Origin of the sequence: Streptococcus parasanguinis, from assembly GCF_016648855.1 — a bacterium.
GTDB lineage: Bacteria > Bacillota > Bacilli > Lactobacillales > Streptococcaceae > Streptococcus > Streptococcus parasanguinis_L.
On record NZ_JACLQU010000001.1, the window covers coordinates 205389 to 220379 of the forward strand.

Below are 14991 nucleotides of genomic sequence, written 5' to 3' on the forward strand. Positions count from 1 at the left end.
CGAGACCTCGGTTCAAGAACGCCTCTCTTCATTTCATAATAGTTTGTGTTTTTCTAGTAGTTTTTTGGTCTCTTCTTGTTCAGGTTGACCAAATTGAGCTGCAAGGCGCTCGCTCCAGCTATCGGTTGCACGCGCTCCAGCATAATCTGCCTGAACCTTGTCATAGGCAGTCACAACTGATAGGTCTTGTTCTTGGTATTCTTCTTCAAAAGCAACCTGCTCCAATGGCAAACGTGGTTTCACCGCATGTTGCTGGTTGGGTACTCCGAGGGCAATCCCAAAAACCGGATAGGTATAGTCTGGCAGACGGAAGAGTTCTGCGACTTCTTCTGAACAGTAGCGCAACATGCCGATAATCACTCCACCATAGCCGAGACTTTCAGCTGCCAATAGTGTATTTTGAGCTGCTAGAGCCGCATCCACTGAGGTGATCAGTAAGTTGTCCACCCCTTCAGGATGGAAATCCTGCTCATGAAGTTTGACAGCTTTTCCAGCACGGTTTAAATCCCCAACAAAGAGGAGAAAGACGGCTGATTGGCGAATCGCTTCTTGAGGAAGCAAGTCGTAGAGGGCTTCTTTCTTTTCCTTGCTTTTGACCACAATCACAGAATAAGACTGAAAATTTTTCCAACTTGATGCCATCTGCCCAGCTGATAAAATTTCCTTGAGGTCAGCTTCTTTGATGGCTTCTTCCTTAAAACGGCGAACAGAAAAATGAGATTTCATTAAACGGATGGTTTCATTCATCGGCGATTGACTCCTTCCAGATGGATTTCCTTGGCTAAAAATTTCACGCGCTCCATGACCCGTTTGGCCTGCCAGGTTTCATCCCCATTGCGCGAAGCTGCAAAATGACGTTCCAACTCTTCAAAATTAAAGTTAGAAGTAAAGAAGGTTGGGAGATTTTCCTGCATTCGGTGCTGCAAAATCACCTGTAAGATTTCATCTCGCACCCAGGCTGACATCTGTTCCGCACCGATATCATCGAGAATTAAAATTTCGGCTTTTTTCACCTGATCGACGGTTTCTTTGACCAAGCCTGAACTGATGGCATTTTTGACATCGATCGCAAAACTTGGGAAATGAAGTAGGGTAGTAGAGGCCTGACGTTTTTCGGATAAATCATGAGCCAAGGCTGCCATCATGTAGCTCTTTCCTACTCCAAAATCACCATAGAGGTAGATCCCCTTTTGATATTCCGGATAGTTGGCTACAAAATTGGCTAATTCTTCAAAGGCCTCAAATCGTCCCTTATCATCGAGCTCTACCTTGGCTAGACTCGCTTCTTTCAAGGTTGAAGGGAGATTGATCAAGTTGAGACGTTGGTTGATCGCAGCTCGTTTTTGGGCTTCGATTAACTCTGGCGTTTCCTCATAAGCGACATCTGCATAGCCTTCATTCATGGTGAGGATGGGCTTATAACCTTTGGCAATATAATCCGGATCTCCCAATAAGAAACGGTTGCGTTCACTAATGTATTGATTAAATTTTGAAATACTCCGTCGAATTTCTTGTTCAGACAAAGACTGGTCCTTGATAAAGGCAGCAACTTCTTGGTCTGCCAAGATCTGTGCGACCAAATCCTCATAGTTAAATTGACGCGCACGGTTCATATGAGACATGGTTTGACCTACACTTTCCATCTACTCACCTCCTTGATTCAGTTTTTCTAACAGGCGTTGTTTCTCTTTAGCAAGATCCACCTTTTCTGCTTGACTGGTTTGATTTTGATAGTTTGGTTGGCTCCACTTGGGAACATTGCTGTGCTTACTCTTGGCTGATGTAGGACTCGTTCCCTTGTTTCCTTGAGCCTTAGCTTGTTCCTGGCGTTCTCGAACTTTTAAAATCGCCAGTTCTGCACTGTTGACCCCTTGATAAGAAAAATCATTTCCTACCTTCAAAGAATACTTTTCATTGAGATTAGCAGACTGGGTCTTATTAAAGGTCAACAATAAGATGATATTGATCACCTCATCTAATAAGCCTAGATCAGCTAACTTGGATAAAGTCTTGCGTTCGCTCTGCGTAATGGTCGCATTGCGCGCCTTCTTAATCTCCGCTAGAAATTGTAGGCTGGATTTTGCCTTCGCTTCCCTCAGAATAGTTTCTTCCTGACGGCTATAGGACATGCGTGGTTGCTCTTGGTTGGCCTGAGCCAACTTTTGCTTCATTCTATTTGGAGAGACAATCCGGTCTACAGCCGTTTCTTTGGCTAGGAGATAGGTTTCATACCAGGTCCATTGCTGCTCTTCTGCGATGGCAAAGAGGGCTAGGGTTGCTTCTCCTTCATCTGCGAAACGAAGCCCATCACGCCCCATCATTCGCTTAAACATCTCCATATCAAACTGCTGTTTCTTACTGGCAACAACAGTCACCTCCCCAGCATCTAGTCCAAAGACTTGCGAGAAGGAAACTTGCCGTTTAGTCCCTAAAGAGCGTGCTGGGAGCAGATCCTCCACGGCCTTTTCCCCAATTTTCTTTTCAAGCAAACGTTTGAAAACAGCATTCGAAAAAAATTGTTCTGAGGCAAGAGGAGCATGTAACTGAATGGTGATCCCAACTTCTTCCTCATAGAGATCGAGCAAACCCATGGCAATTAACCGGTCAAAAGCCAGTAGCAACTGTGGAAATCCTATATTCAAATGATTGAGGATTTGAGCAAGTAAATATTGTTTTTCACCCTGATCATAAGAGGCGAGCAGATAACGATAAACTGCTACCGTTTCCGTCTCTAAAATAGGCAGGTAATACTGCTCCAATGCAGCCCCTGCCGGTGGAAGAAGATTATTTTTTAAAAATGCGAAAGGCGTATTGGGCTTCATCTATTTTTCCTTTTTCTTCTTGGTTCCCTTCGTAATTTGTTTCAAGAGGGTCTCTAACTCACCGACATCCTTGAAACTCCGGTAAACACTAGCAAAACGGACATAGGTGATCTCATCTAGATCTGCTAACTCATCCATGACCAACGAACCAATATACTCACTGTTGATTTCATTATCACTTTGGCTGCGAACCTTTTGTTCAATCCGGTTTACAATTTCTTCGATTTCGTCACTAGAAACAGGCCGTTTTTGAGCTGAGCGGATAATACCATTAAAGATTTTATCACGAGAAAATTGCTCGCGTGTCCCATCCTTTTTGACGACCACTAGAGTCCGCTCTTCCACTCGTTCGTAGGTAGTAAAGCGATAATGGCATTCTTCGCATTCCCTGCGACGACGGATGGTGTTCCCATCTTCAGCTTGTCGACTATCCACCACACTAGACTTACTTCCACCACATTTTGGACAACGCATTTGCTACCTCCTTAAACTGTTTTAACACTTCATTTTACCATAAATTGAATCGTAAAGAAAGCAGAAGAACAGGAGAATCCCCTATGCTTGCTCCTCATTGATCCATAAAAAAGAGTCGAAGGACGATTGACTAAAATCGTTTTCCTTTCGACTCTCCATTTATATTAAAGTGATAATTCAGCTTCTAAGCCATAGTGATCACTGACATGGGGTTTGTTTTGATCATCAAAAATGACATGTAGACGCTGGATGTCCCATTCTGGACTTGCAAAGACGTAATCGATTCGCAATGGAACTTGATTATCCGTCCAGCCATCGATTCCAGGACCTACAGTATAAGTCCCCTTTGTTTCTTTGGCTTCGATAAAACTATCTTGAAGTTTTAGCGAACTGGATAGAATCGTTTCATACCCTTCTTGACCAGCAGGATTATTGAAATCACCAGCTAGAATAAAAGGTTTGCCTACTTGGCTGAAGTAGTTCTCAATGCGTGGCCACTCAAATTGGAAACCTTTGTCCCACCAAGAAAGATGGACGCTGGCAACAGCAATCTCTTTGCCATCTACACTTGTATGGGCAACGGCTACTCGACGAGTATGGTAGTCCGTTGGATCATCCATATTGGATACCAAAATCTCATCTGCCTTCAAGGGTTGACGCGAAAGAACGGCCACACCCTCATTGAGGTGATCATAGCCAATATGGTTGTAGGCCCAAGTCCAATAATAGTGGAGTCCATGAGCAGCTAACTCTTCTACCAATACGCGAACAAAGTGATCCTTGTGAATCGCTACAGATGATGGCAAAGCTTGATAATACTCATCTGTTTCGACTGTTTCTGAGGCCATTTCTTGATTGACCTCTTGGAAACAGATCACATCATATTGTGCTTCTAAAATTTGTTCCTTGAGGGTTTCAAATTTTTGCTGAGCATTCTCTTCCATCCAACTATGGGAATTTAATGTTAAAAATTTCATCCCCTGATTTCTCCTTCTCTCCAAATCAAGAAACGGCAAGAGGCCGGGTGCACTGTCCCAACCTCATTTTCTTTGCCGATGTCTTTTATAATTCTACTGTTGCAACTGGTGCATTTGCTGCCAATTTACCAGTATGTTCGACCTTAACGGATTTAATCGCATCTGCATTTGTGAAGACAACAATTGTTGAAGTTTCACGACCAGCTGCACGGATTGCATCAAGGTCTGCTTCTACCAAGAGGTCTCCAGCAGCCACTGTTTGACCTTCAGAAACTTTAACCTCAAATGGTTTTCCTTCAAGACTAACAGTATCTAGACCGATGTGAACCAAGACTTCCAAACCATTATCTGTTACCAAACCAAGGGCATGTTTGGTTGGGAAGACACTAGTAACTTTACCAGCAACTGGTGAAACGATGTGGCCATTTTCAGGCTCAACTGCAAATCCGTCTCCCATCATTTTTTGTGAGAATACAGGATCTTTCACATCTTCGATGTTGATCACTTCACCATCTGCAACAGAGTTAACTTCATCAGTTACCCCTTTAAAGGTTGCTTCAGCCTTTTGAACTGCTGTCATTTGGCTAGGAAGTGTTTCAGGAATAACTTCACCTGAATCAAGAACGTCTTGGATATCAGATTTCAATACGTCAGCTTTAGGTCCGTAGATCGCTTGGACACCTTGTCCTTTCATGACAAGACCCATAGCGCCTTCAGCTTTCCATTGTTCTTCTGTTCCGACTTTTTCAGCGTCCTTAACGGTTACACGAAGACGAGTCATACATGCGTCCACATCGACGATATTGGCACGTCCACCAAGAAGGTTGATAATGTTAATGACTTGTGAGCTTGCTGAGCTTGTAGCTGCACCTGCTGCTGCACCATCTCCTGAAGGGGCATCATCATTTTGTTCATAGTTACCGTTACGTCCTGGAGTTGCATAATTGAATTTCTTAATCATGAAGTTAGCAATGAAGTACATGATAAAGGCAAAGAGGACTGTTACCCATACAAAGTTAAAGATATCTAATGCCAAACCAGCATTGATGGCCATTGGGGTACGTGTCAAGAATTCGATTGAACCGAATGAGTGAACACGAAGGTTAACCAAGTCAGCCATTGCAAAGGCAGCCCCTTGAACAAGAGCATAGATGATGTACAATGGTGTAGCAATAAACATGAACATGTATTCAATTGGTTCTGTTACACCTGTCAAGAAGGTTGCAAGGGCAGTTGCAAAAAGCATCCCTTTGTATTTTTCTTTTTTATCTGGATCCACATTGCGGTAGATGGCAACCACGATCCCCATCAAGATACCAAATGATCCGATCATTTGACCAACTTTGAAACGAGCTGGTGTGTAGGCATGAAGCAAGTGTTGGTATTGGCTAGGATCAGCTTTCTTCAAGTTAACAAGGTCTGTTACCCAAGCCAACCAAAGTGGATCTTGTCCAAATACAGTTGTTCCTTTAGCTGCACCTGTAAGAACTTGGTAGCTACCACCCAATTGAGTATAGTTGATTGGAATAGTCAACATGTGGTGAAGACCAAATGGCAAGAGAAGACGTTCCAAGGTACCAAACAAGAATGGTGCCAATACTGGAGCTGTTGATTGTGAGTTGGCGATCCAAACACCAAATCCATTAATTCCTGATTGAACTACTGGCCACAATGCTGCCAAAACCAAGGCTGTAGCAGCTGAACGGACGATAACAACGAATGGTACAAAGCGTTTCCCATTGAAGAAAGAAAGGGCTTCTGGGAGTTTACGGTAGTTGTAGTATTTATTGAAGGCTGTTGCTCCAACAAAACCTGAGATAATCCCTACAAATACCCCCATATTCAGAGCTGGTGCTTCAAGAACACTGATAAAGTAGTCCGCAACTTTAATTGATCCACCAAAGATTGTGTGAACCGTTGCAGCTTTGTCAGCTAACATTGCAGATGTCACTCCGAAAACTGCACCGGTAATACGGTTAATCAAGATGAAAGAGAGACCAGCCGCAAATGCGCCCCCAGCACGCTCTTTGGCCCAGCTACCACCGATAGCGAGTGCAAACAGGATGTGAAGGTTACCGATAACCCCCCAACCAATTTGTTCGAGAATCCCACCTGTAATAACAAGTGGAGATAAATTCGGGTTGATCATAGGGATTGATTTCCCGATTGAAATCATCAACCCAGCCGCCGGCATGACAGCGATAACGACCATCAAGGCCTTACCGAACTTTTGCCAGAATTCAAAGCTAAATAAACTTTTGAATGATCCTTTGTTCATCATTCAACCTCCTTATATTGCTTAAGGCTTTGTTTTTGAGAAAACGTTTGCGCTTAATTTGTTTCTAGTATACCATATTTTAAAATTTTGTAAAGCCTTACATTCATTTTTTTCTCCAAATTTTATCTTTTTTTATCTTTTTTAAGCCGAATCCTTTTTAAAAGCTATTCTTTTTACACGCAAACGTTTCCCTTTAGACGTAAAAATATTCGAACCCTCTTAGGGTTCGAATATTTTATTCTAATGCGTCTTGCATGGCATAGCCAATCCCACGAACTGTCTTAATATAGCTTTTTTGACCGGGTAGATCAATTTTCCCACGGAGATAACGGATATAGACGTCAACAATATTAGTCTCACCCGTACTCTCGTACTTCCAGACACTTTCCAACAACTGCTCGCGTGTTACCACTCCCTTGCTCCCCATCAGAGTCGCCAGGAGATCGTATTCTCTACGGGTCAAACTAATCATGTCTTTCCCACGATAGACGGTATGGTGTTCCACATCAATGCGCAGATTGCGGTATGAGGTTGGAATTTTCATCTGGCTACAATGTTGGTCAATATAATCACGGCCTCTAAAAATAGCTGTGATTTTATCGACTAAATCACTGATCACAAAAGGTTTGACCATATAGGAAACAGCAAAGCGCTCAATACTCTTTTCGTGTTCGGCAATTTTTTCGCGACTATCCAAAACAATCAAAACAGAAGCTGGGCGAATCTGACTGATTTCCTCTGCGAATCTTTCACCAGACATATCTGACAAATCGTAATTAAACAAGATCAGATCATATTTAGTCGCAGCAATCAAGGCCAGACCCGCTTTTCCATCCTCGACCACATCAACTTGGTACCCTTCTTTTTGAAGTTCCAAATCAATGAAGCGAGCGATTTGCTTCTCATTTTCTACTAGTAGAACTCGTTTGACCATAGAGCAAGATTATTTTTCGTCGTACCAAGAATAGTGGAAGGTACCTTCTTTGTCTTTACGTTGGTAAGTGTGGGCACCAAAGTAGTCACGTTGCGCTTGGATCAAGTTTGCTGGAAGGTCAGCTGAACGGTAGCTATCAAAGTAAGTGATGGCAGCTGAGAAGGTTGGCACTGGTACACCTGCTTGAACAGCAAGAGCTACGATATCACGAACTGATTGTTGGTACTTAGCAGTGACATCCAAGAAGTACTCATCCAAAAGAAGGTTAGCAAGATCTGCATCACGGTTGTAAGCATCTGTAATCTTTTGCAAGAAACGAGAACGGATGATACAGCCATCGCGCCAGATAGATGCGATATCTGCAAATGGCAAGTTCCAGTTATTTTCTTTAGAAGCGACACGCAATTGGGCAAAACCTTGTGCGTATGAGATGATTTTTGAGAAGTAAAGGGCTTGGCGGATTTTTTCAATCAACTCAGCCTTATCACCTTCAAATTTGAAAGCAGCTGGTTTTGGAAGCACCTTGCTAGCGTGTACACGTTCTTCTTTATATGTAGAGATGTAACGTGCAAATACTGACTCAGTGATGAGTGACAGTGGCACACCAAGGTCAAGAGCTGATTGGCTAGTCCATTTACCAGTTCCTTTGTTTCCTGCAGCATCCAAGATGTAGTCTACGATAGGTCCATCTTGACCTTCGTCGTCTTTGCGTCCAAGGATATCCGCAGTGATTTCGATCAAGTAGCTGTCCAATTCACCCTTGTTCCATTCAGTGAAGATTTCAGCCATGTCTTCTGCAGAAAGTCCAAGCAAGTGTTGCATGAGGTCATAGCTTTCCGCGATTAATTGCATATCGCCATACTCGATCCCGTTGTGGACCATTTTCACATAGTGACCAGCTCCATCAGGACCGATGTATGTCACACATGGTTTGCCATCTTCTGGTGCTTTTGCAGAGATTTCTTCAAGAACATCTGCTACCAATTCATAGGCTTCTTTTTGTCCACCAGGCATGATAGAAGGACCTTCAAGGGCACCTTTTTCACCACCAGAAACCCCTGTACCGATAAAGTTGATACCAGAGTTTGCCAACTCTTCGTTCCGACGGATGGTATCTTTGTAGAAAGTATTTCCTCCGTCAATCAAGATATCGCCTTTATCCAAATGTGGAAGAAGGGCTTGGATGGTTGCATCTGTACCAGGTCCTGCTTGAACCATGAGCATGATACGGCGTGGTTTTTCGATAGAGTTTACGAAGCTTTCGATATCATAGCTTGGCACAAAGTTCTTTTCAGGATGGCAAGCAACAACATCTTCTGTTTTTTCTTTACTACGGTTATAAATGGCAACTGTATAGCCACGAGATTCGATATTAAGGGCAAGGTTACGACCCATTACGGCCATACCAACAACACCAAAGTTTGCTTTAGTCATGTGACACTCCTCTTTATAGTTTGCCTATATTCTACCATTTTTTGACATCAAATGAAAGCAGAAAATAGCTTCCCACTTCTCCAAGAGCGAGAAGATCATGTAAGTCATTTGATCTTAAAAACAAAAGTGCCCGAGAAACAGTTCTCAGACACTTCCTTATGAATGGCATTAATCTTCTTTTGAAGCTAATTCATCCGCTTCAATGACCGGTTGTTCTCCTTCTTTGAGTTTGTTGACCGTCATATTGACCCCAAGAGCTCCTGCTAGCAATTGACGAATATCAAATCCAGCTCCTTGAGAGACTTGGTCGATACTTTGCATAATATCGCCCACCATCTTAGAAGCATTGCCTTCGCCATACATGGTGATTTTATCCACCTTGGTTAATGGTTCAGCGACAGCACGCGCAATTTCAGGCAACTTATCAACAACCATTTCAGTAATGGCTGCTTCTTGCATTTTCTTCATCGCTTCGGCCTTTTGGTCCAAACCTTTGGCTTCAGCTTCCAGTTTCAAGCGAATGGCTTCAGCCTCGGCACGACCTTTAGCCTCAATAGCTTCGGCCTCTTGCAATTGGGCAAATTTCTCAGCTTCGGCTTGGGCTTTTCGAGCTTCGGCTTCTTTTTGTGTTTCGAAGAGTTCTGCTTCTGCCTTGCGTTGGCGTTCGATCAATTCTGCTTCGGCTGCTTGTTGACGCGCATATTTTTCAGCTTCGGCTTGCTTACGGATGTTGGCATCCAATTCTTGCTCACGAACCTTAACTTCGCGTTCTTTGACTTCCGCTTCTTTTTCTTGTTTCATGATATTGGCTTCAGCTGCCACGCGCTCTTGTTCACGACGTTGCACTTCTGCCTCAATCCCTTTAGCTGCATCTGCTTTTGCTTGGGCAATATCTGCTTCTTGCTTGAGGGCTGCTTGTTTGAGTTTTAATTCGTTTTGTTTTTGCGCAATTTCAAGATCGGCTGCAACACGTTTGTCGTTGGCCAATTTATCTTGTTCTGCTTCGACTTCCTTGCGTTCGCGTTCTGCTTTGGCTTTAGCGATCAAGGCATCTTTCTTAATGGTTTCAACATTTTCAATCCCGAGGTTGTCGATGACTCCCCCTTCATCAGAGAAGGATTGAACCGTAAAGGCGATGACTTCAAGACCCATTTTAGCCAAATCTGGCGCTACGTTGTCTTGCACCTTTGAAGCAAACTCTTGACGGTCGTTGACCATCTTACGGAGCTCCATCTGACCGATCACTTCCCGTAAATTCCCTTCCAAGACATCTTGGACAGAATTGGAAATATCCGTTGTATTCCAGTTCAAGAAGTTCTCTGCAGCACGGGCAATCATCTCATCGGTTGTACCGATTTTTAACTTAACAGCCGCATCGGCACGGACGTTAATGAAGTCCAGTGTTGGGACTGCTTCAGATGTCCGAACATCTGTCGAGAATTGCTCAATATCAAGATAAGAGCGTTGTTCGACAAAGGGAATCATAAAACCAGCTTTCCCACGCAAGTGACGTTGTTTCCGAAGACCTGTAATGACCACGACTTCGTTGGGTTTAGCGTTGACATACCCTTTAACAAGCAAAATCAAAATAATAACTGCGACTATTAGGCCGGTAATCAACCAACCTGGAATAAATAAAGTATCCATACTTTTTCTCCTTTTTTAGAGGTCTCCCCTCTGTTATTTATTAATCCTAGTATATCAAAAGAAGGCCTTTCCTCAAAGAAAAGACCTGTATTTATGTCTAAATTTATCAAATGCAATCTCTAGCTTATTCTTCATCAAACAAGCCATTTAGACCAGCGAAAGGACTGTTTTCTTCTTTCTTGATCGCTTGAGCGGCTTGGTATTCTTCTTCGGACAGGATTTTCCAATCATTGCCTTCGATAAAACCTTGTCCAGCCTCTTCTTCTGGAGTGAGAACCTTGAGAGGAATATTGAGCAGAATATTATCCGCTACACTCTCACTCAGGTCAATCTTCCCACCTTCGATTGGAAGGATCAAGTCTTCCTCTAGGGCCTCGATATCTGCGTCAGACTGTACATCCTCCGCAAACACCTCTGTTACAGGATAGTTCTCTTGAAGCTCAACAGGCTCCATGCTTCGGCTAGATGCCAAAACGATGGTGTAGGTCAACTGGTAATCCAAGACATAGAGGCCTGTATCATAGGCTACTCGTCCTGTCGCTGTCACATTCTTTAAATCAAGAATTTCTGAATTACGCTTTTGCAGATCCTTTAACAAATCCAACTCTTGATCAAAAGCTAGTCCTTCAGGATTTTTACGGATTTCTTGTGTATATAAGTTCATTCTTTTGTCCTCAAATCTTCTAGATACTACTAGTATATCATGAAGCTGCCCCTCAACCAAGAAGTCTCCTCAAAAATTTGTTATAATCATGAAAAAAGATACAGTAACTAGGCCAATTGGTGTTGTACACAAGGTCCCACCATCTCTTGGACAACAGAGGGTCACTGGCTAGGGCATTGAGCAATGTTAGATAGAGGAGAATTCATGAAAGAAATCGGAGCAGTTTTTCGGCAAATACGTGAAAGTCGCCACATCTCTTTAGAGGAAGCTACGGGTGGCGAATTTTCGCGCTCTATGCTGTCGCGATTTGAAAGAGGAGAAAATGACCTGACCACGCAACGGTTTTTTCAGGCCCTTCAACAGATCAAAACCAGCCTCAGTGAGTTTTCTCATCTAGCTGGAATCGATCAGCACTCTTTTATTCCCAAATTGTTGAAAGAGCACTATGAAAACATGAGCTTGGAACACGACCAAGCCTTGTACCAAACTTACCAGCTAGCCTATCAGAAACATCACAAAAAAGAAGACCTCTTAGCCAGCATTATTCTCAAGGCCCAAATGCTTGGCTTCTATCCTGAGGTGGAGCTCACCGCTAGCCAAGAGGAACTGGATTTCCTCCATGATTATCTCTTCTCTGTCATGATCTGGGGAAATTTTGAATTGAACCTGTTCTCTCTGACCTCTCCACTTTTCTCTAGTCGCCTCTATCGACAATACACAGAGGAGTTGGTCCAAAGGGAGGATTTCAAGCTTCTCCTAGATTCCTCTCGTCCTGCCCTTAACTCTATTTTTCTTAATGGCTTCTTTCTGGCCATTAGTTCAAATGAATTTGAAGATGCAACCTATTTTGATCAGTTGATCAAGGACCACTTTTACTCCGAAAACGAAGCCTACCTTCGAACAGTTTATCTCTACGCCAAAGGAGAATTTCTCTATCGAAAGGGAGAGAAAGAAATTGGTCTTGAAAAGATGGAGCAGGCCATCCAGGTCCTATCCATTCTGGATTGTAAGGATAGTGCTAGCTACTATAGACAGAGCATGCAGGAACTCATCAAAGAAGATTGAAAACTCACAGATTTATTCTGTGAGTTTTTGTTGAAAATATGCAACATTTATTTTTTCTTGCTTTTTAGGTTTACAATAGGACTATCAAGTAAAGAAAGAAGGTTCTTCCCATGATGACCAAACTAAAAAACCACTTCCTCCGCTTTCTTCTCTCACATACTAGCGTCTATCTGAAGGATCAGAAGCTAGCTCTTTCAGAAGAGGAAAAATTGGAGCTCTTCAAACAGATCTTTCGATCCATCAAACAAGTCCTAGCAACTAATCACGTGAAGGAGGAAGGCTCATGAAACTCTTAGCTCGTAATAAAATTTTTGCCTTACTTAGTCTTTCACGCTTTTTAAATACCCTTGGCGCTGCCATCTACAATCTTGTCTTTGTGGTCTTTGCTGCCAGTATGCCGCAACCGAGCCTAGCAGTTGGCATTGCCAATCTCATTGTATTTATTCCTAGCCTCTTTACCATTTTTGTCGGGATGAAGGCTGACCGCACGAAGAAAAAAGCTAACTGGTTGATCCGCATTGGCTATCTTCAAGCTATCCTCTTTATCCTTATTGCCCTCATGACCAAGATTCCGGGTTACCTAGCCTTTTCGATTGTTTGCTTTTTAAACATCGTTTCAGATTGTTTGAGTGATTATCGCGGAGGCTTGCAACTCCCTATCATGAAAAAGAACATCCCAGACGAGGATTTAATGGAGGCTTATTCCTTCAACCAACTGCTTAGTATGGTCTGTTCGATTTCTGGACAAGCTCTAGGAGTTTGGCTGCTAGCTATCAGCCATCAAAATTTTGCCCTGGTCGCTTCGATCAATGCAGTGACTTTTCTCCTGTCTTCTACCTGTCTCTTGATTAGAAAAAAGCAGCTGACACATGATCCCGTCATTGAGCCCAAAAGTAAGAATTCTTTGGTACACGAATGCCAAGAGATGTACCAGAACGCCAAAAGTATTTTTGCAGATGAGGAGGTCCACCACTTTGGTAAGTTGCTCTTCTCATTGGTTCTCATCAATGCTCTTGGGGGATCCATCTCAGGTATCTACAATTTGCAACTGCTTCACTCCCCCTTCTTTCAGTTGAGCTTTAGCCAATCCCTCTTGATTTTAGAGGCAGTGACTATTTTAAGCATGGTCTGGGCTAGCCTGACACCCCATGACTATTTTTCCAAGCAATCACTCCACCATATCCTCCTGTGGATCGCAGGTGGGCTCACCATACTTGGGCTCACAAATATCCTAATGCACTGGGACATTCTTTCCCTTCTACTCATCACTTTCCTTGGTTATCTTGTAGCAAAAATCAACCCAAAAGTTTCCAGTCTTTTAATGAGCAAATTACCCGCTGAAAAATTAGCTTCTACGTCTAGCTTTTTGGGACTGATGGTCAGCTTTGCCATGCCACTTGGGACAGCTCTCTTTTCTAGTCTAGCTATCTGGAGCCTTCCCCTAGCGTGGGGGATGTTTGCCATTCTCGGTTTCGGCACCGTCCTCTTAACAACCAAATAAAAAATCCACCGTTTGGTGGATTGATCTTGAAGACAAAGTTATCTTAAAAACTTTCCTTAGGTGAGGACGGACGTCAGCGAACTTCTTCGAAGTTCCATGACTTAGTTTTGGACACAAGGTTCCAAAACTCCCGAGTGCTAGAAACAAAAGTGTTTCTAGCACTTTTCTCACAGCGGAAAGTTTCAATAGATGAGTTAATAATTCTAAAGAATAAATTTCTTTTATTTGTATAGAATTTATTAGATTTATAAAGAAAAACAGTTTTCCCACACTCTCAATCCTACTAATGGTGGATTTTTTACATTTTTCTTAGGCGAGCTACCCGTTCAGCAATGGGTGGGTGGGTATAAAAGAGTTTTTGCAAACCGGATTCTTTTTTAGGATCGTTGATAAAAAGAGCACTGCTCGCATCATCGACATGTCGTTGCATTGGTTCGCTATTGTCTAGTTTTAACAAAGCATTGATCATCCCTTGAGGATTCCGCGTCAATTCAACACTTGAAGCGTCTGCTAGGAACTCCCGTTGACGAGAGATGGCTAACTGGACCAGGGTCGCTGCTAATGGTGCTAAAACGATGGCAAGCAAGGAAAGAATCAAAATAACAATCTCCAAACCACCGCTACCTTCTCGATCATCGTCCCGGCTACGGCCACCGCCCCACCACATCATCCGACCACCAATGCTAGAAAGCATGGTGATGGCACTAGCAAGGGCAACTGCAATCGTAGAGATGCGAATATCGTAATTGCGAATATGGCTGACTTCGTGTCCGATGACTCCCTCCAATTCCTCACGGTTCATCACAGCTAGAAGACCTGTCGTTGCTGCAACAGCAGCATTTTGAGGATTAGACCCTGTCGCAAATGCATTCATAGAAGGATCATCTACAATATAGACCCTAGGCATGGGGATCTGGGCTACCATAGCCATATCTTGTACAATATGGTAGAGTTGAGGGGCTTGCTCTTCCGTTACCTCATGCGCCCCATTCATCCGCATGACAACTTCGGTGGATTGAAAAATCATGCTAAAGGCATAGATTCCACCAATAATCAAAGCTAGGATGACGCCACCAAGGGAGGAGCCTAACCAGAGGTAACCAACGGCTGCTCCGATAAGAGCTAAGAGTATGAAAAAAGCAATAAGGAGAATCCAAGTTCTCCTTTTATTGCTTGCAATTTGGTCAAAGAGCAT

General features: G+C 43.1%; 14 protein-coding genes. 3 read left to right on the plus strand and 11 right to left on the minus strand.

The window, feature by feature from the left end; genetic code table 11:
- Positions 1–33: 33 nt before the first annotated feature.
- The 10 genes from H7T92_RS00985 to H7T92_RS01030 all read right to left on the minus strand — a co-directional run bounded on the left by H7T92_RS00985 (position 34) and on the right by H7T92_RS01030 (position 11230).
- Positions 34–747: a nitroreductase family protein gene (locus tag H7T92_RS00985; RefSeq protein WP_049497789.1), complete on the minus strand. Its 714-nt coding sequence runs from the start codon at positions 745–747 to the stop codon at positions 34–36.
- Positions 744–1643, minus strand: coding sequence for a primosomal protein DnaI (gene dnaI, locus H7T92_RS00990; protein ID WP_003008404.1), 900 nt, complete (start codon positions 1641–1643; stop codon positions 744–746). Before dnaI ends, H7T92_RS00985 begins: the two co-directional genes overlap by 4 nt.
- Positions 1644–2822, minus strand: a complete 1179-nt coding sequence (locus H7T92_RS00995) for a replication initiation and membrane attachment family protein (RefSeq protein ID WP_201036744.1) — start codon at positions 2820–2822, stop codon at positions 1644–1646.
- Positions 2823–3296, minus strand: a complete 474-nt coding sequence (gene nrdR / locus H7T92_RS01000; protein ID WP_003005476.1) for a transcriptional regulator NrdR — start codon at positions 3294–3296, stop codon at positions 2823–2825.
- 164 nt (positions 3297–3460) lie between these two features.
- Positions 3461–4273, minus strand: coding sequence for an endonuclease/exonuclease/phosphatase family protein (locus H7T92_RS01005; protein ID WP_049474028.1), 813 nt, complete (start codon positions 4271–4273; stop codon positions 3461–3463).
- A gap of 85 nt (positions 4274–4358) precedes the next feature.
- On the minus strand, positions 4359–6551 hold the full coding sequence (locus H7T92_RS01010; protein ID WP_201036797.1) for a PTS transporter subunit IIBC: 2193 nt from the start codon (positions 6549–6551) through the stop codon (positions 4359–4361).
- Between the two features lie 235 nt (positions 6552–6786).
- On the minus strand, positions 6787–7485 hold the full coding sequence (locus H7T92_RS01015) for a response regulator transcription factor (protein WP_201036745.1): 699 nt from the start codon (positions 7483–7485) through the stop codon (positions 6787–6789).
- A 9-nt stretch (positions 7486–7494) separates the two neighbouring features.
- Positions 7495–8919 (minus strand): NADP-dependent phosphogluconate dehydrogenase, encoded by a 1425-nt coding sequence (gndA, locus tag H7T92_RS01020; RefSeq protein WP_045614364.1) that lies wholly within the window; start codon positions 8917–8919, stop codon positions 7495–7497.
- Positions 8920–9087: 168 nt separating this feature from the next.
- Positions 9088–10566 (minus strand): flotillin family protein, encoded by a 1479-nt coding sequence (locus tag H7T92_RS01025; protein WP_123159489.1) that lies wholly within the window; start codon positions 10564–10566, stop codon positions 9088–9090.
- Between the two features lie 124 nt (positions 10567–10690).
- Positions 10691–11230 carry a YceD family protein gene (locus H7T92_RS01030; protein WP_049472052.1) on the minus strand — a complete coding sequence of 180 codons (540 nt, stop codon included), beginning with the start codon at positions 11228–11230 and terminating at the stop codon, positions 10691–10693.
- A gap of 204 nt (positions 11231–11434) precedes the next feature.
- On the opposite strand from H7T92_RS01030, the gene H7T92_RS01035 reads away from it, so the two are divergent.
- The 3 genes from H7T92_RS01035 to H7T92_RS01045 all read left to right on the plus strand — a co-directional run bounded on the left by H7T92_RS01035 (position 11435) and on the right by H7T92_RS01045 (position 13796).
- Positions 11435–12295 (plus strand): helix-turn-helix domain-containing protein, encoded by an 861-nt coding sequence (locus tag H7T92_RS01035; RefSeq protein ID WP_201036746.1) that lies wholly within the window; start codon positions 11435–11437, stop codon positions 12293–12295.
- A 110-nt stretch (positions 12296–12405) separates the two neighbouring features.
- Positions 12406–12582: a hypothetical protein gene (locus H7T92_RS01040; RefSeq protein ID WP_192832130.1), complete on the plus strand. Its 177-nt coding sequence runs from the start codon at positions 12406–12408 to the stop codon at positions 12580–12582.
- Complete coding sequence (locus H7T92_RS01045; RefSeq protein ID WP_201036747.1) at positions 12579–13796, plus strand: MFS transporter; 1218 nt, start codon at positions 12579–12581, stop codon at positions 13794–13796. The genes H7T92_RS01040 and H7T92_RS01045 overlap by 4 nt, the downstream gene beginning before the upstream one ends.
- Before the next feature lie 298 nt (positions 13797–14094).
- Here the strand turns inward: H7T92_RS01045 and htpX are convergent, their stop codons facing one another.
- On the minus strand, positions 14095–14991 hold the full coding sequence (htpX, locus tag H7T92_RS01050; protein ID WP_201036748.1) for a zinc metalloprotease HtpX: 897 nt from the start codon (positions 14989–14991) through the stop codon (positions 14095–14097).

Excerpts from the sequence above, each read along its gene's own strand:
- H7T92_RS01005 (WP_049474028.1), bottom strand. The coding sequence starts at position 4,273 with ATGAAATTTTTAACATTAAATTCCCATAGTTGGATGGAAGAGAATGCT.
- gndA (WP_045614364.1), bottom strand. The coding sequence starts at position 8,919 with ATGACTAAAGCAAACTTTGGTGTTGTTGGTATGGCCGTAATGGGTCGT.
- H7T92_RS01025 (WP_123159489.1), bottom strand. The coding sequence starts at position 10,566 with ATGGATACTTTATTTATTCCAGGTTGGTTGATTACCGGCCTAATAGTC.
- htpX (WP_201036748.1), bottom strand. The coding sequence starts at position 14,991 with ATGCTCTTTGACCAAATTGCAAGCAATAAAAGGAGAACTTGGATTCTC.
- H7T92_RS01045 (WP_201036747.1), top strand. The coding sequence starts at position 12,579 with ATGAAACTCTTAGCTCGTAATAAAATTTTTGCCTTACTTAGTCTTTCA.
- H7T92_RS01015 (WP_201036745.1), bottom strand. The coding sequence starts at position 7,485 with ATGGTCAAACGAGTTCTACTAGTAGAAAATGAGAAGCAAATCGCTCGC.
- H7T92_RS01035 (WP_201036746.1), top strand. The coding sequence starts at position 11,435 with ATGAAAGAAATCGGAGCAGTTTTTCGGCAAATACGTGAAAGTCGCCAC.
- H7T92_RS01030 (WP_049472052.1), bottom strand. The coding sequence starts at position 11,230 with ATGAACTTATATACACAAGAAATCCGTAAAAATCCTGAAGGACTAGCT.
- H7T92_RS01040 (WP_192832130.1), top strand. The coding sequence starts at position 12,406 with ATGATGACCAAACTAAAAAACCACTTCCTCCGCTTTCTTCTCTCACAT.
- H7T92_RS00995 (WP_201036744.1), bottom strand. The coding sequence starts at position 2,822 with ATGAAGCCCAATACGCCTTTCGCATTTTTAAAAAATAATCTTCTTCCA.
- H7T92_RS01010 (WP_201036797.1), bottom strand. The coding sequence starts at position 6,551 with ATGAACAAAGGATCATTCAAAAGTTTATTTAGCTTTGAATTCTGGCAA.
- dnaI (WP_003008404.1), bottom strand. The coding sequence starts at position 1,643 with ATGGAAAGTGTAGGTCAAACCATGTCTCATATGAACCGTGCGCGTCAA.
- H7T92_RS00985 (WP_049497789.1), bottom strand. The coding sequence starts at position 747 with ATGAATGAAACCATCCGTTTAATGAAATCTCATTTTTCTGTTCGCCGT.
- nrdR (WP_003005476.1), bottom strand. The coding sequence starts at position 3,296 with ATGCGTTGTCCAAAATGTGGTGGAAGTAAGTCTAGTGTGGTGGATAGT.